The following is a 20,972-nucleotide window of genomic DNA, read 5'->3' as shown; positions in this document are numbered from 1 at the left end:
GGGAGAGTTACTCGCCCTTGGCCTTCGCGATGATCTCCTCGGCGACGTTCCGCGGAACCTCGGCGTAGGAGTCGAACTGCATCGAGTAGCTTGCGCGACCCGAGGTCTTGCTGCGGAGGTCTCCGACGTAGCCGAACATCTCCGAGAGGGGCACGAGGCCCTTCACGACGCGAGCGCCGCTGCGCTCCTCCATGGCCTGGATCTGGCCACGGCGGGAGTTGAGGTCGCCGATGACATCGCCCATGTAGTCCTCGGGCGTGGTGACCTCGACGGCCATCATCGGCTCCAGGAGCACGGGGGACGCCTTGCGAGCACCCTCCTTGAACGCCTGCGAACCGGCGATCTTGAAGGCGAGCTCGGAGGAGTCGACCTCGTGGTAGCCACCGTCGAGAAGGGTGACGCGGACGCCCACCATCTCGTAACCGGCCAGGATGCCGAACTGCATGGCTTCCTGCGCACCCGCGTCCACCGAGGGGATGTACTCACGGGGGATGCGGCCACCGGTGACCTTGTTGACGAACTCGTAGGACGCGTCGCCACCCTCGATGGGCTCAAGAGCGATCTGCACCTTCGCGAACTGGCCGGTACCACCAGTCTGCTTCTTGTGCGTGTAGTCGATGCGCTCGACGGCCTTGCGGATCGTCTCGCGGTACGCGACCTGCGGCTTGCCGACGTTCGCCTCGACGCGGAACTCGCGCTTCATGCGGTCGACGAGCACCTCGAGGTGAAGCTCGCCCATACCACCGATGATGGTCTGGCCGGTCTCCTCGTCGGAGTGCACCTGGAAGGACGGGTCCTCTTCGGAGAGGCGCTGGATGGCGACACCCAGCTTCTCCTGGTCGCCCTTGGACTTGGGCTCGATGGCGACCTGAATGACCGGCGCCGGGAAGTCCATGGACTCCAGGATGACCGGGTTCTTGTCGTCACACAGCGTCTCACCGGTGGTGGTCTGCTTCAGGCCCATGACGGCGACGATGTCGCCGGCGCCCACCGACGCGATCTCCTCACGCTTGTTCGCGTGCATGCGGTAGATCTTGCCGATGCGCTCCTTCTTGCCCTTGACCGAGTTCAGCACCGCGGTGCCGGCCTCGAGGCGACCGGAGTAGATCCGGACGAAGGTGAGCTTGCCGAGGTGCGGGTCGCTCGCGATCTTGAACGCCAGGCCGGAGAACGGCTCGTCGTCCGAGGGCTTGCGCTTGACGACGACCTCGGGGTCCTTGACGTCGTGGCCCTCGATGGCCTCGACGTCCAGGGGGGAAGGCAGGTAGCGGACGACCGCGTCGAGCAGGGGCTGAACGCCCTTGTTCTTGAACGCGGTGCCACAGAACACCGGGGTGACGGTGATCGAGTCGGCACTGCCCTTGGACGCCAGGGTGATCCGACGGATCGCCTCGTGCAGCTGCTCCTGGGTGGGCTCCTCGCCCTCCAGGTACAGCTCCATCATCTGGTCGTCGTGCTCGGCAACGGCCTCAAGGAGCTTGCCGCGCCACTCCTGAGCCGCCTCGACGTGGGTGTCCGGGATGTCGACCGTGTCGTACATCTCGCCCTTGGCTGCCTCTTCCGGCCACACGAAGGCCTTCATCGACACGAGGTCGACGACGCCCCGGAAGCCGGCCTCGGCACCGATGGGGAGCTGCATGACCAGCGGAACCGCACCGAGGCGGTCGACAATCATGTCGACGCAGCGGTGGAACTCGGCACCGGTGCGGTCGAGCTTGTTGACGAAGCAGATACGCGGCACGCCGTAGCGGTCCGCCTGACGCCAGACGGTCTCGGACTGCGGCTCGACGCCCGCCACACCGTCGAACACGGTGACGGCGCCGTCGAGGACGCGGAGCGAACGCTCCACCTCGACGGTGAAGTCCACGTGACCCGGGGTGTCGATGATGTTGATGGTGTGGTCAACATCATCGAGCGGCCAGTGACAGGTCGTCGCGGCGGACGTGATCGTGATGCCGCGCTCCTGCTCCTGCTCCATCCAGTCCATCGTGGCAGCGCCGTCGTGGACTTCACCGATCTTGTACGAAACGCCGGTGTAGAACAGGATCCGCTCGGTGGTGGTCGTCTTGCCCGCGTCGATGTGGGCCATGATCCCGATGTTGCGGACCTTGGCCAGGTCAAGCGAAGTGGTGGCCATAAGGCTCAATCTTCTCTCGGTCTCGATGTGGGTAGCGACTACCAGCGGTAGTGCGCGAAGGCCTTGTTGGACTCGGCCATCTTGTGGGTGTCCTCGCGCTTCTTGACGGCAGCGCCAAGACCGTTGGAGGCGTCGAGCAGCTCGTTCATGAGGCGCTCGGTCATGGTCTTCTCGCGGCGGGCGCGGGAGTAACCCACGAGCCAGCGCAGCGCGAGGGTGGAGGCGCGACCGGGCTTGACCTCGATCGGCACCTGGTAGGTGGCGCCACCGACACGGCGGGACTTGACCTCGAGCGAGGGCTTGACGTTCTCAAGCGCGCGCTTCAGCGTGATGACCGGGTCGTTGCCGGTCTTCTCGCGGAGGCCTTCCATGGCGCCGTACACGATCCGCTCGGCAGTGGAACGCTTGCCGTTGAGCAGGATCTTGTTGATCAGCGAGGTGACAAGAGGAGAACCGTAGACCGGGTCGATGATGACCGGGCGCTTCGGGGCGGGGCCCTTACGAGGCATTCTTACTTCTCCTTCTTGGCGCCGTAGCGGCTGCGGGCCTGCTTGCGGTTCTTGACACCCTGGGTGTCGAGCGAGCCGCGGATGATCTTGTAACGAACACCCGGCAGGTCCTTCACACGGCCACCACGCACGAGCACGATGGAGTGCTCCTGCAGGTTGTGTCCCTCACCCGGGATGTAGGCCGTGACCTCGATACCGGAGGTCAGACGCACACGCGCGACCTTACGGAGTGCCGAGTTCGGCTTCTTCGGGGTGGTCGTGAACACACGCGTGCAGACGCCGCGGCGCTGGGGCGAACCCTCGAGTGCGGGCGTCTTGTTCTTCTCGACCTTGTCCTGCCGGCCCTTCCGGACCAGCTGCTGGATCGTAGGCACTACTTCTCCGGTTTCTGTGTGCCGTTCGTGAAACTAACCTGGAACGTCACCGACCCACGCGGTCGGGTGTGTCGAATACTGCTGGCTCCTGCCGCAAGGCAGAAGGAGCGCAGATCGCGGTGGCCACTGACGGACTCGCCATGCGGTTGAGGACACGCACACGAGCCCAGGCACACCCCAGGCACAAGGTCTGAGCGTACCCACCTCGTCGACTCCGGTCAAAACAAATGCTGTCCACCGGTACACGCCGTCGCGGGCGCCCGGCTTGTCCCGACCCGTACACCCGGCCTCCGTGCCCCGTACGGCCCCGTACAGGGCACCCACGGCCCCGCTCGCGCGCCGCCCCGGACCCGGCCGCGTGCGGAACGCGCCACGGCCGTGACATACCACACTCCGGAGCGCATCGGGACACGCCGGAGGGCGGCCACCCCGTACGCAACGGGATGACCGCCCTCCGGTCGATCAAGCGACTCGCTTACTGGTTGTACGGACCGTAGTCGTAGTCCTCCAGCGGAACGGCCTGGCCGGAGCCCGTGCCGAACGGCGAGTAGTCGATGTCGTCGTAGCCGACGGCCGAGTACATCGCGGCCTTGGCCTCCTCGGTCGGCTCGACCCGGATGTTGCGGTAGCGGGACAGGCCCGTACCGGCCGGGATGAGCTTACCGATGATGACGTTCTCCTTGAGGCCGATCAGGGAGTCCGACTTGGCGTTGATCGCCGCGTCGGTCAGAACCCTGGTCGTCTCCTGGAAGGACGCCGCCGACAGCCACGACTCGGTGGCGAGCGAGGCCTTGGTGATACCCATCAGCTGCGGACGGCCGGAGGCGGGGTGACCGCCCTCGGTGACCACACGACGGTTCTCGGTCTCGAACTTCGAGCGCTCGACGAGCTCGCCCGGCAGCAGCTCCGCGTCGCCGGACTCGATGATCGTCACGCGGCGCAGCATCTGCCGGATGATGATCTCGATGTGCTTGTCGTGGATCGACACGCCCTGCGAGTTGTACACCTTCTGGACTTCGCCGACCAGGTGGACCTGGACCGCGCGCTGACCGAGGATGCGCAGCACGTCGTGCGGGTTGGTGGCACCCACGGTGAGCTTCTGGCCCACCTCGACGTGGTCTCCCTCGCCCACGAGCAGACGGGCACGCTTCGAGATCGGGAACGGCGTCTCTTCGCTGCCGTCGTCCGGGGTGACGACGAGCTTCTTGGTCTTCTCGGTCTCCTCGATACGGATGCGGCCGGCCGCCTCCGAGATCGGGGCGACACCCTTGGGCGTACGGGCTTCGAAGAGCTCGACGACTCGGGGCAGACCCTGGGTGATGTCGTCACCGGCCACACCACCGGTGTGGAAGGTACGCATCGTCAGCTGGGTACCGGGCTCACCGATGGACTGGGCGGCGATGATGCCGACCGCCTCACCGATGTCGACCAGCTTGCCGGTGGCGAGCGAGCGTCCGTAGCAGAAGGCACAGGTGCCGACCGTGGACTCACAGGTCAGGACCGAACGGGTCTTGACCTCCTCGACGCCGGCGCCCACCAGGGCGTCGATCAGGACGTCACCGAGGTCGACGTTGGCAGGCGCGATGACCTTGCCGTCGACGACGACGTCCTCGGCGAGCATGCGGGCGTAGACCGAGGTCTCGACGTCCTCCGTCTTGCGGAGCACACCGTCCGCACCCTTGACGGCGATCTTCAGCTTGAGGCCGCGGTCGGTGCCGCAGTCCTCCTCGCGAATGATCACGTCCTGCGAGACGTCCACCAGACGACGGGTCAGGTAACCCGAGTCGGCGGTACGCAGGGCGGTGTCCGCCAGACCCTTACGGGCACCGTGCGTGGAGATGAAGTACTCCAGAACGGTGAGGCCCTCACGGAAGGACGCCTTGATGGGACGCGGGATCGTCTCGTTCTTGGCGTTGGACACCAGACCACGCATACCGGCGATCTGACGCATCTGCATCATGTTTCCTCGGGCACCCGAGTCAACCATCATGAAGATGGGGTTCGTCTTGGGGAAGTTCGCGTTCATCGCCTCGGCAACCTCGTTGGTCGCCTTGGTCCAGATCGCGATGAGCTCCTGCGTGCGCTCGTCCTTGGTGATCAGACCGCGCTCGTACTGCTTCTGGACCTTCTCGTCCTGCGCCTCGTAGCCCTGGACGATGGCCTTCTTGGCCTCCGGCACGACGATGTCCGAAACGGAGACGGTGACGCCGGAACGGGTCGCCCAGTGGAAACCGGCCGCCTTCAGGTTGTCGAGCGTCGCCGCCACGATGACCTTGGGGTAGCGCTCGGCCAGGTCGTTGACGATCTCGGAGAGCTGCTTCTTGCCCACCGAGTAGTCGACGAACGGGTAGTCCTCGGGCAGCAGCTCGTTGAAGAGCGCGCGGCCCAGGGACGTACGCAGCCGGAACGTGTCGCCCTGCTGGTACTCCTGCTCACCCTCCTCGGCGACCGGCGGCACCCAGCCACGCGGCGGGATGGTGCCCACCGGGAAGCGGATGTCGACCTGCGTCTGGAGCGAGAGCTCCCGGGCGTCGAAGGCCATGATCGCCTCGGCGGTGGAACCGAACGCGCGGCCCTGACCGATGACCTTGCGCTCCTCCTCGTCCGTGGTGAGGAAGAACAGGCCCAGCACCATGTCCTGGGTCGGCATGGTGACGGGACGACCGTCGGCCGGCTTCAGGATGTTGTTCGAGGACAGCATCAGGATGCGGGCCTCGGCCTGCGCCTCCGCGGAGAGCGGCAGGTGCACGGCCATCTGGTCACCGTCGAAGTCCGCGTTGAACGCGGTGCAGACGAGCGGGTGGATCTGGATGGCCTTGCCCTCGACCAGCTGCGGCTCGAAGGCCTGGATGCCGAGGCGGTGCAGCGTCGGTGCACGGTTCAGCAGCACCGGGTGCTCGGCGATGACCTCTTCGAGGACGTCGTACACCACGGTGCGGCCACGCTCGACCATGCGCTTGGCCGACTTGATGTTCTGCGCGTGGTTCAGGTCGACCAGGCGCTTCATCACGAACGGCTTGAAGAGCTCCAGCGCCATGGCCTTCGGCAGACCGCACTGGTGCAGCTTGAGCTGCGGGCCGACGACGATCACGGAACGCGCGGAGTAGTCCACACGCTTACCGAGAAGGTTCTGACGGAATCGACCCTGCTTGCCCTTCAGCATGTCGCTGAGGGACTTGAGCGGGCGGTTGCCGGGACCGGTGACCGGGCGACCGCGGCGGCCGTTGTCGAACAGCGCGTCGACGGCCTCCTGCAGCATCCGCTTCTCGTTGTTCACGATGATCTCGGGGGCACCGAGGTCGAGGAGACGCTTGAGGCGGTTGTTGCGGTTGATCACACGGCGGTACAGGTCGTTCAGGTCGGAGGTCGCGAAGCGGCCACCGTCCAGCTGCACCATCGGACGCAGGTCCGGCGGGATGACCGGCACGCAGTCGAGCACCATGCCCTTGGGCTTGTTGCTGGTCTGCAGGAACGCGGAGACGACCTTGAGGCGCTTGAGCGCCCGGGTCTTCTTCTGGCCCTTGCCGGTACGGATGATCTCGCGGAGGCGCTCGGCCTCCTCGTTCAGGTCGAACGACTCCAGGCGCTTCTGCAGGGCGGCGGCGCCCATGCAGCCGTCGAAGTACGTGCCGAAGCGGTCACGCAGCTCGCGGTAGAGCAGCTCGTCGCCCTCCAGGTCCTGGACCTTGAGGTTCTTGAAGCGGCTCCACACCTCGTCGAGACGGTCGATCTCGCGCTGCGCACGGTCGCGCAGCTGCTTCATCTCGCGCTCGGCACCCTCGCGCACCTTGCGGCGCACGTCGGCCTTGGCGCCCTCGGCCTCCAGCTCGGCCAGGTCGGTCTCGAGCTTCTTGGCACGGGCCTCGAGGTCGGCGTCGCGACGGTTCTCGACCTGCTGACGCTCGACGGAGACGTGCGCCTCCAGCGAGGGCAGGTCGCGCGTACGGCGCTCCTCGTCCACGAACGTGATCATGTACGCGGCGAAGTAAATGACCTTCTCGAGGTCCTTCGGCGCGAGGTCCAGCAGGTAGCCCAGGCGCGACGGGACGCCCTTGAAGTACCAGATGTGGGTGACGGGAGCGGCAAGCTCGATGTGACCCATGCGCTCACGGCGCACCTTGGCGCGCGTGACCTCGACGCCACAGCGCTCACAGATGATGCCCTTGAAGCGGACACGCTTGTACTTGCCGCAGTAGCACTCCCAGTCCCGGGTCGGACCGAAGATCTTCTCGCAGAAGAGTCCGTCCTTTTCGGGCTTGAGCGTGCGGTAGTTGATGGTCTCCGGCTTCTTCACTTCGCCGTGGGACCAGGTCCGGATGTCGTCCGCGGTGGCAAGGCCGATCCGCAGCTCGTCGAAGAAGTTGACGTCGAGCACTTGTCGTCAATCCCTCTTTCGGGGGTTCGAGCCCCCTCGCGTCACGCGAGAAATCGGGGCACTTCAGCAATGGTCTGAACGGGTCCGGGGAGAGCCGGCCGGATCACGGGGATCCGGCCGGCCAACCCGTCAGACCTCTTCGACGCTGCTCGGCTCGCGCCGGGACAGGTCGATACCGAGCTCCTCCGCCGCGCGGAAGACGTCCTCGTCCGTGTCGCGCATCTCGATGGACATGCCGTCCGAGGACAGCACCTCCACGTTGAGGCAGAGCGACTGCATTTCCTTGATGAGCACCTTGAAGGACTCGGGGATGCCGGGCTCGGGGATGTTCTCGCCCTTGACGATCGCCTCGTAGACCTTCACGCGGCCGGTCACGTCGTCGGACTTGATCGTCAGCAGTTCCTGGAGGGCGTATGCGGCGCCGTAAGCCTCAAGGGCCCACACCTCCATCTCACCGAAGCGCTGTCCACCGAACTGGGCCTTACCACCCAGCGGCTGCTGGGTGATCATGGAGTACGGGCCCGTCGAACGAGCGTGCAGCTTGTCGTCGACGAGGTGGTGCAGCTTGAGGATGTACATGTACCCGACCGAGACCGGCTCCGGGAACGGCTCGCCGGAGCGGCCGTCGAACAGGTGGGCCTTGCCGGAGGGCTGCACCAGGCGGTCGCCGTCGCGGTTCGGGATCGTGGCCTCGAAGAGACCGGAGATCTCGTCCTCGCGCGCACCGTCGAAGACGGGGGTGGCGACGTTGGTGCCGGGGGCGACCTGGTCGGCGCCGATGGCCTGCAGGCGCTTGGCCCACTCGTTACCGAGGCCGGAGACGTCCCACCCGCGGCTGGCGAGCCAGCCGAGGTGGATCTCCAGGACCTGTCCCGGGTTCATTCGGGACGGGACACCCAGCGGGTTGAGGATGATGTCGACCGGGGTGCCGTCCTCCAGGAACGGCATGTCCTCGATCGGGAGGATCTTCGAGATGACGCCCTTGTTGCCGTGACGGCCGGCGAGCTTGTCACCGTCGGTGATCTTGCGCTTCTGCGCGACGTAGACGCGGACCAGCTGGTTCACGCCCGGCGGCAGCTCGTCGCCCTCTTCGCGGTCGAAGACGCGGACGCCGATGACCTTGCCGATCTCACCGTGCGGCACCTTCAGCGAGGTGTCGCGCACCTCGCGCGCCTTCTCACCGAAGATCGCACGGAGCAGGCGCTCCTCGGGGGTCAGCTCGGTCTCACCCTTGGGCGTGACCTTGCCGACGAGGATGTCGCCGGCGACGACCTCGGCACCGATACGGATGATGCCGCGCTCGTCGAGGTCGGCGAGGACCTCCTCGGAGACGTTCGGGATGTCCCGGGTGATCTCCTCCGGGCCGAGCTTGGTGTCACGGGCGTCGACCTCGTGCTCCTCGATGTGGATCGAGGAGAGGACGTCGTCCTGGACGAGGCGCTGCGACAGGATGATCGCGTCCTCGTAGTTGTGACCCTCCCACGGCATGAACGCCACGAGCAGGTTCTTGCCGAGGGCCATCTCACCGTTCTCGGTGGCCGGACCGTCGGCGAGGACCTGGTCGGCGACGACCCGGTCGCCCTCGGAGACGACAACCTTCTGGTTGACCGAGGTGCCCTGGTTGGAGCGCATGAACTTGGCGATGCGGTACGTGGTGTACGTGCCGTCGTCATTGGTCACGGTGATGTAGTCCGCGGAGACCTCCTGGACCACACCGTCCTTCTGGGCCTTGAGCACGTCACCGGCGTCGGTGGCGCAGCGGTACTCCATGCCGGTGCCGACGAGCGGGGCCTCCGACTTGATCAGGGGCACCGCCTGACGCATCATGTTCGCGCCCATGAGGGCACGGTTGGCGTCGTCGTGCTCCAGGAAGGGGATCATCGCGGTGGCGACGGACACCATCTGGCGCGGCGAGACGTCCATGTAGTCGACGTCCGTGCCGGGCACGTAGTCGACCTCGCCACCACGACGGCGGACCAGCACGCGGGGCTCGACGAACCGGAGCTCGTCGGTCAGCGGCGCGTTGGCCTGCGCGATGACGAAGCGGTCCTCCTCGTCGGCGGTCAGGTAGTCGACCTCGTCGGTGACCTGACCCTCGACGACCTTGCGGTACGGCGTCTCGATGAAGCCGAACGCGTTGATGCGGCCGTACGAAGCGAGCGAACCGATCAGACCGATGTTCGGGCCTTCAGGCGTCTCGATCGGGCACATGCGGCCGTAGTGCGACGGGTGCACGTCACGGACCTCGAAGCCGGCCCGCTCACGGGAGAGACCACCCGGGCCCAGCGCGTTGAGACGACGCTTGTGCGTCAGGCCCGACAGCGGGTTGTTCTGGTCCATGAACTGGGACAGCTGGCTGGTGCCGAAGAACTCCTTGATGGAGGCGACGACCGGCCGGATGTTGATCAGGGTCTGCGGCGTGATCGCCTCGACGTCCTGGGTGGTCATGCGCTCACGCACGACGCGCTCCATACGGGCGAGACCCGTACGGACCTGGTTCTGGATCAGCTCGCCGACGTTACGGATACGACGGTTGCCGAAGTGGTCGATGTCGTCGGTCTCGACCATGATCGAGCGACCGGACTCGCCGACCGTCTCGGTCTCACCGGCGTGCAGCTTCACCAGGTACTTGATGGTGGCGATGACGTCGTCGCTGGTGAGCACGCCGGCGTCCAGCGGCTCGTTCGCGCCGAGCTTCTTGTTCACCTTGTAGCGGCCGACCTTCGCCAGGTCGTAACGCTTCGGGTTGAAGTAGAGGTTCTCCAGCAGCGTCTGCGCGGCCTCACGGGTCGGAGGCTCGCCCGGACGCAGCTTGCGGTAGATGTCAAGCAGCGCGTCGTCCTGGCCCTGGGTGTGGTCCTTCTCCAGGGTGGCGCGCATGGACTCGTACTCGCCGAACTCCTCCAGGATCTGCTCGGTCGTCCAGCCGAGAGCCTTGAGCAGAACGGTCACGGACTGCTTGCGCTTGCGGTCGATGCGGACACCGACCATGTCGCGCTTGTCGATCTCCATCTCCAGCCAGGCACCCCGGGACGGGATGATCTTGGCGGAGAAGATGTCCTTGTCGGACGTCTTGTCGATGGAGGAGTCGAAGTAGACACCCGGCGAGCGGACCAGCTGCGACACGACGACACGCTCGGTGCCGTTGATGACGAAGGTGCCCTTGTTGGTCATGAGCGGGAAGTCGCCCATGAAGACCGTCTGGGACTTGATCTCGCCGGTCTCGTTGTTGGTGAACTCGGCCGTGACGAAGAGCGGGGCGGCGAACGTGAAGTCGCGCTCCTTGCACTCGTCGATCGAGTTCTTCGAGGGCTCGAAGCGGTGGTCGCGGAACGTAAGCGACATCGACCCGGAGAAGTCCTCGATCGGTGAAATCTCCTCGAAGATTTCCTCCAGGCCGGACTTGGTGGGGACGTCTTGTCCACTGTCCAGAGCAGCCTCGACGCGAGCCTTCCAGGCGGCATTGCCGAGGAGCCAGTCAAAGCTCTCGGTCTGCAGCGCGAGGAGGTTCGGAACCTCGAGGGGCTCCTTGATCTTTGCAAAGGAGATGCGCAGCGGGGCGGTGCTGGCACCGTTGTTCGTATTCGCGGTCGAGGCGTTGCGCGAGGCGGCCAAGAGGGGGTCCTTCCGAGGGCTCGGACTCACTACGCGCGTACCGGCCCCAAGCTGGACACGGAGACGGTCTGTTCCTGATTCGGCCGAAGACGGCCAGGTCAGAGACGGTCAGTCATGGGTGCTCAAGCGTGGGCATGCCTCTGGTGACGGGCAGGAGGCAGCTAACAGGCAGCGCAAAGGGTCAGTGTAGCCAAACGGCACACTGATGTCCAGTCGGGGTTCTCAGAGACCCACGTAGCTCTCAACAGCTGTTCTCAACACCTATGACTAGCCGGTGCGCGCGGTGCGCTCTTCTTTACTGCCCTCTTCGTCCACGATCCATGCCTCGGATTCGGATCGATGTGACGACGCGTCCTGAGAATTGCGCGCCTCGTGCCGTTCGTCAAGGCCCCCCTGCCGGGACATTGCCCCGGTTCCCTCAGCCGGCCACCTCTCGGGGCCGAGAGGCCGGCCCCGAGAGGCAACGGCGAAGATCACCATACTCGTCGCCGCCGGAAGAGCAAGGCAGCCGCTGCGGGTACGCCGAAGGGCGACCACCCGGATGGGTGATCGCCCTTCGTCAATTGACGTCCGTGCCGTGCGGCACGGGCAGTCAGAAGGAGTCAGCGGACTCCCTGAGTCACTTGACCTCGACGGAAGCGCCGGCGGCCTTGAGGGACTCGGCAGCCTTCTCGGCGGCCTCCTTGGCGACCTTCTCGAGGACCGGCTTCGGGGTGCCGTCGACGAGGTCCTTGGCCTCCTTCAGGCCCAGCGAGGTCAGCTCACGCACGACCTTGATGACCTGGATCTTCTTCTCGCCGGCGCCGGTGAGGATGACGTCGAACTCGTCCTGCTCCTCGACGGCCTCAGCGGCGGCACCGGGGGCACCCGGGGCGGCAACGGCGACCGCGGCGGCGGCGGTGACGTCGAACTTCTCCTCGAAGGCCTTCACGAACTCGGAGAGCTCGATGAGGGTCATCTCTTCGAACTGCGCGAGCAGGTCGTCCTGGGACAGCTTCGCCATGATGGCGTCCTTCCACTAATTCGGCAGGTGCCGGAGTTACATGTAGGCGGGCGTACGTTCGGCCCGCTGCGACCGTCGCCCAGTCAAGCGACGATCATTGCGCGAGCCGAATTACTCGGCACCGCCCTGCTCGGCCTGCTTGGCACGAAGCGCCTCCGCGGTGCGGACGAACTTCGACGGGAGCGCCTGGAAGACCTGAGCAGCCTGAGTCTGCTTGCCCTTCATGGCGCCCGCCAGCTTGGCGAGCAGAACCTCGCGGGACTCGAGGTCCGCGAGCTTCTTGATCTCATCCGCGGTCAGCGCCTTACCATCAAGGACACCGCCCTTGATGATGAGGTTGGGGTTGTCCTTGGCGAAGTCACGAAGACCCTTCGCCGACTCCACCGGGTCACCGGTGATGAAGGCAACCGCCGTCGGACCAGTGAACTGGTCGTCCAGCGAAGTGATCCCGGCCTCGTTGGCCGCAATCTTGGTCAGCGTGTTCTTCACCACGGCGTACTGGGCGTTCTCACCGAGCGAACGACGCAGCGTCTTGAGCTGCGCCACGGTGAGACCCCGGTACTCGGTCAGCACAGCGGCGTTCGAGCTGCGGAACTGGTCCGTCAGCTCGGCTACCGCGGCAGCCTTGTCGGGCCTTGCCATGAGCGTCGGCCTCCTTCCGGGTGATGAGGACCGCTCAGAAGGGGCCGGGAAAGACGAACGCCCCGGCGCAGGCGCCAGGGCGTAGCTCGACCGAACGAAGTCCGGGAGCTTTCCACAGTCACCTGCGCGGGTCGCCCGTACTCGACGGATCCTTCGGTCACTGCTCCCTCTTGCGAGAGCGCAGCAACGACCAGCGGTCTTTGGCTTCTGTAGGAGAATACGCGACCGACGTCGCGCCGGGCAAATCCGTCTCTGTTCGGGCGGTGCGGGAGGTTTGGGCCGTCCGGCGACCGGGAACTTCGTCGCCCGGTCGCCGGACGGTCTCAGCCGGCGCCCGTGCCGGCGCCCTGCTGCTGCTTCACGAGGTCGGTGAAGTCGACCGTGTCATTGGCCGGGGGCTCCTCGATCGAGACCTTCGTGCCGTAGTCGCTGTAGTACACCGTCGAATTCAGCTCGCCGGTCTTCATCTGGCCGCGCTCGGTCTTCTTGACCAGCAGGTCGTTCTCGTCGACCCAGATGTCGACCTGCTCCGTGGTGATCCCGGCGTCGCTCAGCTGCTTCTTCAGCTGGGCGAGCTGGCCGGCGTCGAGCTCGGAGTTCTTCGCGGTCAGCGCGGCGACGTCAAGGGTGCCGGAGTAGTGCGTGGCGGAGACTCCGCGCACGTCCTCCTGGCCGACCTTCTTCACGTCACCGGAAGCCAGCAGGGACTTCACGCCCTGGTCGGGGGTGGTGTTCTGCATCTGCTGCTTCATCGCCTCGCCGGAGGCGCCGGCGAGCTTGGCGAGGTCGGCGTAGCCGTAGTTGATCCAGTGCTTGCCGCCTGCCTGCCTGGCGAAGGCCTCGCCCATGTTGACGGCGTAGCCGTCCTTGAAGTAGCGGGCCTGCATGGTGCCGGTGCCACCGTTCTGCTTCATGGTGTCCGCCATGGTGCCGCCGGTGTACGTGATCTCCATGGTGCCGGTGAGACCGTCGGTCCAGTCGATGGTGCCGCTCTGCTTCATGGACATGATGGTGCCCATCTGCGTGGTGCCCTCGACCTTCGCCGAGCTCTCCCCACCGGTCTTCTTCTGCACATTGCGCAACGCGGCTATCGGGTCGGCCTTCACCACGGCGCCGCCGCGGTTGTCGCCGCCCTTGTCGTCCGATCCGCCGCAGGCCGCGACCGACGTCAACGCCGCCGCCACCGCTACCGACAGACCCACGCGTCGCACGGTACTGGTCCTCATGTCCGCTTCCACCCCTCGTTCGGCTCTCGGAGCCTCACGCTAACGCACAGCTCCGACACAGCCACCGGTTGCATACGGATACGAGGACGGGCCCCGCACCTCAAAAGGTTGCGGGGCCCGTCAATGTCACACGTGACGCGGCTTGCTGCCGAGCGCGGGGGCTCAGACGGAGGCCGGGTCCTCCTCGACGAGGAGGTTACGGGTGCGGTTGGCGTCCAGCGGGATGCCGGCACCCATCGTGGTGGCCAGGGTCGCCTTCTTGATGTAGCGGCCCTTGGCGGCGGACGGCTTCAGACGGAGGATCTCCTCCAGCGCCGCTGCGTAGTTCTCCACCAGCTTGGTCTCGTCGAACGAGACCTTGCCGATGATGAAGTGCAGGTTCGAGTGCTTGTCGACGCGGAACTCGATCTTGCCGCCCTTGATGTCGTTGACAGCCTTCACGACGTCGGGGGTGACGGTGCCGGTCTTCGGGTTCGGCATCAGACCACGCGGACCGAGCACCCGGCCGAGGCGGCCGACCTTGCCCATGAGGTCCGGGGTGGCGACGACGGCGTCGAAGTCCAGACGGCCCTTCGCCACCTCGTCGATGAGCTCGTCGGAGCCGACGATGTCGGCGCCCGCGGCTTCCGCGGCCGCAGCACGGTCACCGGTCGCGAAGACCAGGACCCGGGCGGTCTTGCCGGTGCCGTGCGGGAGGTTCACGGTGCCACGGACCATCTGGTCGGCCTTGCGAGGGTCGACACCCAGGCAGAACGCGACCTCGACGGTGCCGTCGAACTTGGTGGAGGCGGTCTCCTTGGCGAGACGGACGGCCTCGAGCGGGGCGTAGTTGCGCGCCCGGTCGACCTTGGCGTCCGCAGCGCGGAGGTTCTTGCTGCGCTTCACTTCTGCTCCTGTGGTTTCAGGGTGTGGAGTCGTGGTGCGGGCCAGCGCTTGGCCCTACCACTGAGGACGTGAGGGGCTGAATCAGCCTTCGACCGTGATGCCCATGGAACGGGCGGTGCCAGCGATGATCTTCGACGCGGCGTCGAGGTCGTTGGCGTTCAGGTCGGGGAGCTTCGTCGTGGCGATCTCACGGACCTGGGCAGCCGTCAGCTTGGCGACCTTGGTCTTGTGCGGCTCGCCGGAGCCCTTCTCCACGCCCGCGGCCTTGAGAATCAGCTTCGCGGCCGGCGGAGTCTTGGTGACGAAGGTGAAGGAGCGGTCCTCGTAGACCGTGATCTCCACCGGCACGACCATGCCACGCTGCGACTCGGTCGCGGCGTTGTAGGCCTTGCAGAACTCCATGATGTTGACGCCGTGCTGGCCGAGCGCGGGGCCGACCGGCGGGGCCGGGTTGGCCGCACCGGCATTGATCTGGAGCTTGATAAGCCCCGTGACCTTCTTCTTCTTGGGAGGCATTGCTCTCTCCGGGTCCTAGTGAGAGTGTTTCGCCGCCGTCCGGTCATCCGGATGGAGGCATACCGCACAACGATAACGGGTATGGCTGCGCGACCAAAAACCGAGCAGGTCAGACCGGCCGTGGAGCCGGTCTGACCTGCTGGGTAGGCATGTGTCCAGAATCTGGCGGAAAGCCGCTAGTTCTTCTGAATCTGGTCGAAGCTGAGCTCGACCGGGGTCTCGCGGCCGAAGATCTCGACGAGGCCCTTGACCTTCTTCGAGTCGGCGTTGATCTCGTTGATCGTCGCCTGCAGCGTCGCGAACGGGCCGTCGGTGACGGTGACCGAGTCGCCCACCTCGAAGTCGAGCACCTGCACCTCGACCTTGCGGGACGGCACCGGCTTGCCCTCGGCCTCGGCGGCCTCGCGGGCGGCCCTCTCCTCGGCCTCCGGGGCGAGCATCTTGACGATCTCGTCGAGCGTCAGCGGATACGGGTCGTAGGCGTTGCCCACGAAGCCGGTGACGCCGGGGGTGTTGCGGACGACGCCCCAGGACTCGTTCGTCAGGTCCATGCGCACCAGGACGTAGCCCGGCAGCTTGTTCTGGCGGACGTTCTTGCGCTCGCCGTTCTTGATCTGGACGATCTCTTCCTCGGGCACTTCGGCCTGGTAGATGAAGTCCTCGACGTTGAGCGAGACGGCGCGCTGCTCCAGGTTGGCCTTCACGCGCTTCTCGTAACCGGCGTACGTGTGGATGACGTACCACTCGCCGGGAAGGCCGCGCAGCTCCTCGCGCAGGGCCGTGACGGCGTCGACGGGGGCGGCCGGCTCGGCCTCCTCCGCCTCGTCGCCCTCGGCGGGCTCGTCGTCGTTCGCGTCGCCCTCGGAACCGGTCTCGGCGGCCTCGGCGTCGTCCTCGGTGTGCAGGGCCGCCTGCTCGGCGGGCTCACCTGCGGCGGCGTCGGCAGCTTCAGCCTGGTCCGGCTCCTCGGCGTCCGCCGCCTCGACGATGTCGAGCTCGTCCTCGGCGGACTCGAAGGCGCCCGCCGTCGGCTCGACGGCGTCGTTCAGGTTCGGGTCAGACACGGTGGCTGCTTCTTCCTGGATACATATGGGTGGAACATGCGAAAGGGGCGCCCATGAGGCGCCCTCCGCGGGATCAGCCGAAGACGTACTTCACGACCCGCTGGAACCCGAAGTCAATCACGGTCACCAGACCGATCATGACGACGACGAAGACAATCACCACGGTGGTGTATGTCGTCAGCTGATTACGAGTCGGCCAGACAACCTTGCGCAACTCGGCCACGATCTGGCGGTAGAACAGCGCGAGGCGCCCCAGAGGGCCCTTCTTTCCGCGCTTGCCGCCCTTCCGAGCCTTCTTCTTGGACTCGGGTACTTCATCCTCGGCATCAGGCATGTCGATGGAGCCCACGGCGTCCGTCACGCTTCTCACCTGATTCCGGGTCATGGCCGTGCCGCGCCCGGTGGAGCCGCACGGCGGTGCATTGAAGTACGTACATGCGCACACTTCCTGGCGAGGGAGTGTGTAGCAGGGCCGGAGGGACTTGAACCCCCAACCGCTGGTTTTGGAGACCAGTGCTCTACCAATTGAGCTACGACCCTTTGTGGTTTCCACCAACCTACCGCATCTTCCCGGATGCTCCGGGTGCGAGAACGGTGTGGCTGGTGAAGGCCAACGACAGGTGAGTGTACGTGTTCAGCGGCCCGGCGTCGAACAGATAGCTCCCGACAACTCCTGGTCGCATGTTGTCCGCATGCTGTCCGAGTCCTGTCCGGTCCCTGAAACCCCTGTGCCGACAGGGATCGCGGTCTGGGACCATGGGGGCCATGAGCGCTGCAACTTCTCCGTCCGAGCGCCGGGTCTCCACCCGCATCGGTGCAATCTCCGAGTCCGCCACCCTCGCCGTCGACGCCAAGGCCAAGGCTCTCAAGGCCGCCGGCCGTCCGGTGATCGGCTTCGGTGCCGGTGAGCCCGACTTCCCGACCCCCGGCTACATCGTCGAGGCCGCGGTCGAGGCCTGCCGCAACCCGAAGTACCACCGCTACACCCCGGCGGGAGGGCTTCCGGAGCTCAAGGCCGCCATTGCGGAGAAGACGCTGCGCGACTCCGGCTACGCGGTCGACGCCGCCCAGATCCTGGTGACCAACGGCGGCAAGCAGGCCATCTTCGAGGCGTTCGCCGCGATCCTCGACCCGGGCGACGAGGTCATCGTCCCGGCTCCGTACTGGACCACCTACCCCGAGTCGATCCGGCTGGCCGACGGTGTCCCGGTGGAGGTCGTGGCCGACGAGACGACCGGCTACCGGGTCTCCGTCGAGCAGCTGGAGGCGGCGCGTACCGAGCGTACGAAGGTCGTCCTGTTCGTCTCCCCGTCGAACCCGACCGGTGCGGTGTACAGCGAGGCCGACGCCAAGGCGATCGGCGAGTGGGCCGTCGAGCACGGCCTGTGGGTGCTCACCGACGAGATCTACGAGCACCTGGTCTACGGCGACGCGAAGTTCACCTCGCTGCCGGCGATCGTGCCCGCCCTGCGCGACAAGTGCATCGTGGTCAACGGCGTCGCCAAGACGTACGCGATGACCGGCTGGCGCGTGGGCTGGCTCATCGGCCCCAAGGACGTCGTCAAGGCCGCGACCAACCTGCAGTCGCACGCCACGTCCAACGTCTCCAACGTCGCCCAGGTCGCCGCGCTGGCCGCCGTCTCGGGGAACCTGGACGCGGTCGCCGAGATGCGGACCGCCTTCGACCGGCGCCGGCAGACCATCGTCCGCATGCTCAACGAGATCGACGGCGTGCTGTGCCCGGAGCCCGAGGGCGCGTTCTACGCGTACCCCTCGGTCAAGGAGCTGCTCGGCAAGGAGATCCGCGGCAAGCGCCCGGCCACCTCCGTCGAGCTGGCGGCGCTGATCCTGGACGAGGCCGAGGTCGCGGTCGTACCGGGCGAGGCCTTCGGTACGCCGGGCTACCTGCGGCTCTCGTACGCCCTGGGCGACGACGACCTCGTCGAGGGCGTCTCGCGGCTCCAGAAGCTGCTGGGCGAGGCCAAGGCCTGACGTTCCGTGTTGCGCATAAGCGGGCTCCCGGCTGAGCCGGGAGCCCGCTTATGCGTTCAGGCAAGCCCTCGTTCGATGAATCCGGCTGCCTGGGCCGAGATCCTTGCGGCAGGATCCTCGAGTGACTCCTCCCCCAACAACAGGGGGCTTCTCATTCGGCCTGATGATCGGCCTCGTGACGGACAAGCCCTGCCCGATGCCTTTCGGCACAGTGCGGAGCGTAGCAGCTACAGAAGGTGATCGGACATGGATCGTGACGTCCGGCTGTTGCCCAAGGCCCACCTACACCTGCATTTCACCGGGTCGATGCGGCCCACGACCCTGCTCGAACTCGCCGACAAGTACGGCGTGCATCTGCCGGAGGCCCTGACCGGCGGCGAACCGCCCAGACTGCGGGCGACGGACGAGCGCGGATGGTTCCGCTTCCAGCGGCTCTACGACATCGCCCGGTCCTGTCTGAGGGCCCCCGAGGACATCCGGCGGCTCGTGCGCGAGACGGCCCAGGAGGACGTCGCGGACGGCTCCGGCTGGCTGGAGATCCAGGTCGACCCCACCTCGTACGCCCCGCTTCTCGGCGGGCTGATCCCGGCGATCGAGATCATCCTGGACGCGGTGGACAGCGCGTCGCGCGAGACCGGTCTGCCGATCCGGGTGGTGATCGCGGCGAACCGGATGAAGCACCCGCTGGACGCCCGGACCCTGGCCCGGCTCGCGGTGCGGTACGCCGACCGGGGCGTGGTCGGATTCGGGCTCTCCAACGACGAGCGGCGCGGAATGGCCCGGGACTTCGACCGGGCCTTCGCCATCGCCCGCGACGGCGGTCTGCTGGCGGCCCCGCACGGCGGCGAGCTGGCCGGCCCTTCGAGCGTGCGGGACTGTCTGGACGATCTCGACGCGTCCCGGATCGGGCACGGCGTACGGGCCGCCGAGGATCCCCGGCTGTTGCGCAGGCTGGCGGAGCGGGGAGTGACCTGCGAGGTGTGTCCGGCGTCGAACGTGGCGCTGGGCGTCTACGAGAAGCCCGCCGACGTACCCCTGCGCACTTTGTTCGAGGCCGGAGTACCGATGGCGCTGGGCGCGGACGATCCGCTGCTCTTCGGCTCCCGGCTGGCCGCGCAGTACGACCTCGTACGGCGCCACCACGCGTTCACGGACGAGGAGCTCGCGGAACTGGCCCGGCAGTCGGTGCGGGGCTCCGCGGCTCCGGCCGCGGTTCGGACCGGGCTCCTGACGGGCATCGACAACTGGCTGTCGAAGCCGGCGGGCTGAGACCTGCCGGCGATGGGGGACGGTCTACGCCACGAGCCCCCGTATCAGCGTCTTGGCCACGGACACGGCGAACGCGTCGAGGGACTGCGGCGGTCCCCCGCCCTCCGTGGCCTCGTAGGCGAAGGCCCGCTGCGCACAGGCGCCCAGGAGCAGTGAGGCGGCCGCGTAGGTGTCCGCGTCGGCCCGCACCCGGCCGGCGGCCTGTTCGGAGCGCAGATACGCGTCGAGGCCGCGGATGGGCACGTGGGGGCCGGTGCCCAGCTCCCTCATCGCGTCGTTGTGGCGTTCTTTGAGCCTGGGCTCGGCATACAGCGAGGCGGCGATCGGGAAGCTCTGCTCGTAGAAGAGGGCGGCCTGGCGGGCGATCTCGGTGAGGTTCTGCTCGACGGTCCGCTCCCCCGCTCCCGGTGACACGACGAGTCGCTTCAGCAGCGGGTTGAGCTTGGGCAGCCGTTCCTTGAGTACGGCCACGAACAGCTCCTCCTTGCTCGGGAAGTGCTTGTAGAGCGCGGCCTCCGAGCAGCCGGCGGCTCGGGCGATCTCCTTGGTGGTGGCGCGGGCCAGGCCGATGGTGAGCATCAGCTGATGGGCGGCGTCGACGATACGGACGCGGGCCGGCTTCTGCTCCATGTGCGCTCCAATGAAGCTTGACGAGGCGGTGAGTATCCACTCACTGTAGGGGTGAGTGAATACTTACCCACCCCGGGAGGGTGCGCAATGAGGATCACAGTGTTCGGTGCGACGGGCGGTGTCGGCCAGGAGATCGTCCGCCAGGCGGTGGCGGCGGGCCACGAGGTGACGGCGGTGGTCCGTGATCCTGCGCGGCTGCCCGTCCCGCTCTCCGACGTACAGGTCCACGCCGCGGCGCGCATCGACGATCCGGAGGCGCTGCGCGAGGCGGTCGCGGGCCGGGACGCGGTGCTCTCCGGGCTCGGCTCGCGCGGCCGGAAGGCCGACGGGGTCGCCGAGCGGCTGACCCGGTCGGTGCTGCAGGCGATGGAGGCCGAGGGGACGCGGCGGCTGCTTGTGGTCAGCGCGGCCCCGGTCGGCCCCCGGCCGGCCGACGACCCGCTGGTGGACCGGATGCTCCGCAAGGTGGTCGGGGCGATCCTCAAGGAGGTCTACGCGGACCTGACGCGGATGGAGGCCGCACTGGCCCGGAGTGCGACGGACTGGACGTCCGTACGGCCGCCGAAGCTCACCAACGGGCCGCTGACGGGGAAGTACCGGACGGCCTTCGGCAGCAGTCCCCGCAGAGGCCGGACCATCTCACGGGCCGATGTGGCGCACGCGATGCTCGCGCTGATCGACGATCCGGCCGCGGTGAAGCAGGGCGTGGGCGTGGCGTACTGAGCCACGCGCCTT

General features: G+C 66.8%; 16 protein-coding genes and 1 tRNA gene. 3 read left to right on the top strand and 14 right to left on the bottom strand.

Translation table 11 applies throughout. The features are described from left to right. Positions 1 to 7: 7 nt before the first annotated feature. The 13 genes from fusA to ACFVV1_RS25800 all read right to left on the bottom strand — a co-directional run bounded on the left by fusA (position 8) and on the right by ACFVV1_RS25800 (position 16,886). Positions 8 to 2,137, bottom strand: a complete 2,130-nt coding sequence (fusA, locus tag ACFVV1_RS25860) for an elongation factor G (RefSeq protein ID WP_389993518.1) — start codon at positions 2,135 to 2,137, stop codon at positions 8 to 10. 38 nt (positions 2,138 to 2,175) lie between these two features. Next, positions 2,176 to 2,646 (bottom strand): 30S ribosomal protein S7, encoded by a 471-nt coding sequence (rpsG, locus tag ACFVV1_RS25855; protein ID WP_093897234.1) that lies wholly within the window; start codon positions 2,644 to 2,646, stop codon positions 2,176 to 2,178. A gap of 2 nt (positions 2,647 to 2,648) precedes the next feature. Further along, positions 2,649 to 3,020, bottom strand: coding sequence for a 30S ribosomal protein S12 (rpsL, locus tag ACFVV1_RS25850; protein ID WP_003948652.1), 372 nt, complete (start codon positions 3,018 to 3,020; stop codon positions 2,649 to 2,651). Between the two features lie 475 nt (positions 3,021 to 3,495). Continuing rightward, complete coding sequence (locus ACFVV1_RS25845) at positions 3,496 to 7,395, bottom strand: DNA-directed RNA polymerase subunit beta' (RefSeq protein ID WP_389993515.1); 3,900 nt, start codon at positions 7,393 to 7,395, stop codon at positions 3,496 to 3,498. 129 nt (positions 7,396 to 7,524) lie between these two features. Continuing rightward, positions 7,525 to 11,010 carry a DNA-directed RNA polymerase subunit beta gene (rpoB, locus tag ACFVV1_RS25840; protein ID WP_389993512.1) on the bottom strand — a complete coding sequence of 1,162 codons (3,486 nt, stop codon included), beginning with the start codon at positions 11,008 to 11,010 and terminating at the stop codon, positions 7,525 to 7,527. Positions 11,011 to 11,629: 619 nt separating this feature from the next. Next, a complete protein-coding gene (rplL, locus tag ACFVV1_RS25835) occupies positions 11,630 to 12,013 on the bottom strand; it encodes a 50S ribosomal protein L7/L12 (protein WP_093897231.1) in 384 nt (127 codons plus the stop codon). Positions 12,014 to 12,124: 111 nt separating this feature from the next. Further along, positions 12,125 to 12,655 carry a 50S ribosomal protein L10 gene (gene rplJ, locus ACFVV1_RS25830; protein WP_266358738.1) on the bottom strand — a complete coding sequence of 177 codons (531 nt, stop codon included), beginning with the start codon at positions 12,653 to 12,655 and terminating at the stop codon, positions 12,125 to 12,127. Positions 12,656 to 12,978: 323 nt separating this feature from the next. Then, a complete protein-coding gene (locus ACFVV1_RS25825; RefSeq protein WP_389993508.1) occupies positions 12,979 to 13,881 on the bottom strand; it encodes a hypothetical protein in 903 nt (300 codons plus the stop codon). A 162-nt stretch (positions 13,882 to 14,043) separates the two neighbouring features. Beyond that, on the bottom strand, positions 14,044 to 14,766 hold the full coding sequence (gene rplA, locus ACFVV1_RS25820; protein ID WP_389993506.1) for a 50S ribosomal protein L1: 723 nt from the start codon (positions 14,764 to 14,766) through the stop codon (positions 14,044 to 14,046). Positions 14,767 to 14,847: 81 nt separating this feature from the next. After that, positions 14,848 to 15,282, bottom strand: a complete 435-nt coding sequence (rplK, locus tag ACFVV1_RS25815; RefSeq protein ID WP_006126872.1) for a 50S ribosomal protein L11 — start codon at positions 15,280 to 15,282, stop codon at positions 14,848 to 14,850. Positions 15,283 to 15,458: 176 nt separating this feature from the next. Next, the gene (gene nusG, locus ACFVV1_RS25810; protein ID WP_389993504.1) at positions 15,459 to 16,346 is read right to left on the bottom strand and encodes a transcription termination/antitermination protein NusG; all 888 of its coding nucleotides are present in this window, start codon (positions 16,344 to 16,346) and stop codon (positions 15,459 to 15,461) included. Between the two features lie 73 nt (positions 16,347 to 16,419). Continuing rightward, a complete protein-coding gene (gene secE, locus ACFVV1_RS25805) occupies positions 16,420 to 16,707 on the bottom strand; it encodes a preprotein translocase subunit SecE (protein ID WP_362195896.1) in 288 nt (95 codons plus the stop codon). 106 nt (positions 16,708 to 16,813) lie between these two features. Beyond that, a tRNA-Trp gene (locus tag ACFVV1_RS25800) sits at positions 16,814 to 16,886 on the bottom strand. 225 nt (positions 16,887 to 17,111) lie between these two features. Between ACFVV1_RS25800 and ACFVV1_RS25795 the strand changes: the two genes are divergently transcribed. Together ACFVV1_RS25795 and ACFVV1_RS25790 are read left to right on the top strand one after the other, a co-directional pair. Next, complete coding sequence (locus ACFVV1_RS25795) at positions 17,112 to 18,338, top strand: pyridoxal phosphate-dependent aminotransferase (protein WP_389993500.1); 1,227 nt, start codon at positions 17,112 to 17,114, stop codon at positions 18,336 to 18,338. A gap of 246 nt (positions 18,339 to 18,584) precedes the next feature. After that, positions 18,585 to 19,607 carry an adenosine deaminase gene (locus tag ACFVV1_RS25790; protein WP_389993497.1) on the top strand — a complete coding sequence of 341 codons (1,023 nt, stop codon included), beginning with the start codon at positions 18,585 to 18,587 and terminating at the stop codon, positions 19,605 to 19,607. Positions 19,608 to 19,631: 24 nt separating this feature from the next. On the opposite strand, the gene ACFVV1_RS25785 is transcribed toward ACFVV1_RS25790, so the two are convergent. Further along, positions 19,632 to 20,237 carry a TetR/AcrR family transcriptional regulator gene (locus ACFVV1_RS25785; protein WP_389993495.1) on the bottom strand — a complete coding sequence of 202 codons (606 nt, stop codon included), beginning with the start codon at positions 20,235 to 20,237 and terminating at the stop codon, positions 19,632 to 19,634. Positions 20,238 to 20,324: 87 nt separating this feature from the next. Between ACFVV1_RS25785 and ACFVV1_RS25780 the strand changes: the two genes are divergently transcribed. After that, complete coding sequence (locus ACFVV1_RS25780; RefSeq protein WP_389993493.1) at positions 20,325 to 20,960, top strand: NAD(P)-dependent oxidoreductase; 636 nt, start codon at positions 20,325 to 20,327, stop codon at positions 20,958 to 20,960. Positions 20,961 to 20,972: the final 12 nt, after the last annotated feature.

The sequence above is a fragment of the Streptomyces sp. NPDC058092 genome (assembly GCF_042884935.1).
Classification (GTDB): Bacteria; Actinomycetota; Actinomycetes; order Streptomycetales; family Streptomycetaceae; genus Streptomyces.
This window is presented reverse-complemented; position numbering and strand designations above follow the sequence as displayed.

Bases quoted from the DNA above. Each gene is read 5' to 3' on its own strand.
- fusA (WP_389993518.1), bottom strand. From the start codon at position 2,137: ATGGCCACCACTTCGCTTGACCTGGCCAAGGTCCGCAACATCGGGATC.
- rpsG (WP_093897234.1), bottom strand. From the start codon at position 2,646: ATGCCTCGTAAGGGCCCCGCCCCGAAGCGCCCGGTCATCATCGACCCG.
- rplL (WP_093897231.1), bottom strand. From the start codon at position 12,013: ATGGCGAAGCTGTCCCAGGACGACCTGCTCGCGCAGTTCGAAGAGATG.
- rplJ (WP_266358738.1), bottom strand. From the start codon at position 12,655: ATGGCAAGGCCCGACAAGGCTGCCGCGGTAGCCGAGCTGACGGACCAG.
- ACFVV1_RS25825 (WP_389993508.1), bottom strand. From the start codon at position 13,881: ATGAGGACCAGTACCGTGCGACGCGTGGGTCTGTCGGTAGCGGTGGCG.
- rplK (WP_006126872.1), bottom strand. From the start codon at position 15,282: ATGCCTCCCAAGAAGAAGAAGGTCACGGGGCTTATCAAGCTCCAGATC.
- ACFVV1_RS25795 (WP_389993500.1), top strand. From the start codon at position 17,112: ATGAGCGCTGCAACTTCTCCGTCCGAGCGCCGGGTCTCCACCCGCATC.
- ACFVV1_RS25790 (WP_389993497.1), top strand. From the start codon at position 18,585: ATGGATCGTGACGTCCGGCTGTTGCCCAAGGCCCACCTACACCTGCAT.
- ACFVV1_RS25785 (WP_389993495.1), bottom strand. From the start codon at position 20,237: ATGGAGCAGAAGCCGGCCCGCGTCCGTATCGTCGACGCCGCCCATCAG.
- ACFVV1_RS25780 (WP_389993493.1), top strand. From the start codon at position 20,325: ATGAGGATCACAGTGTTCGGTGCGACGGGCGGTGTCGGCCAGGAGATC.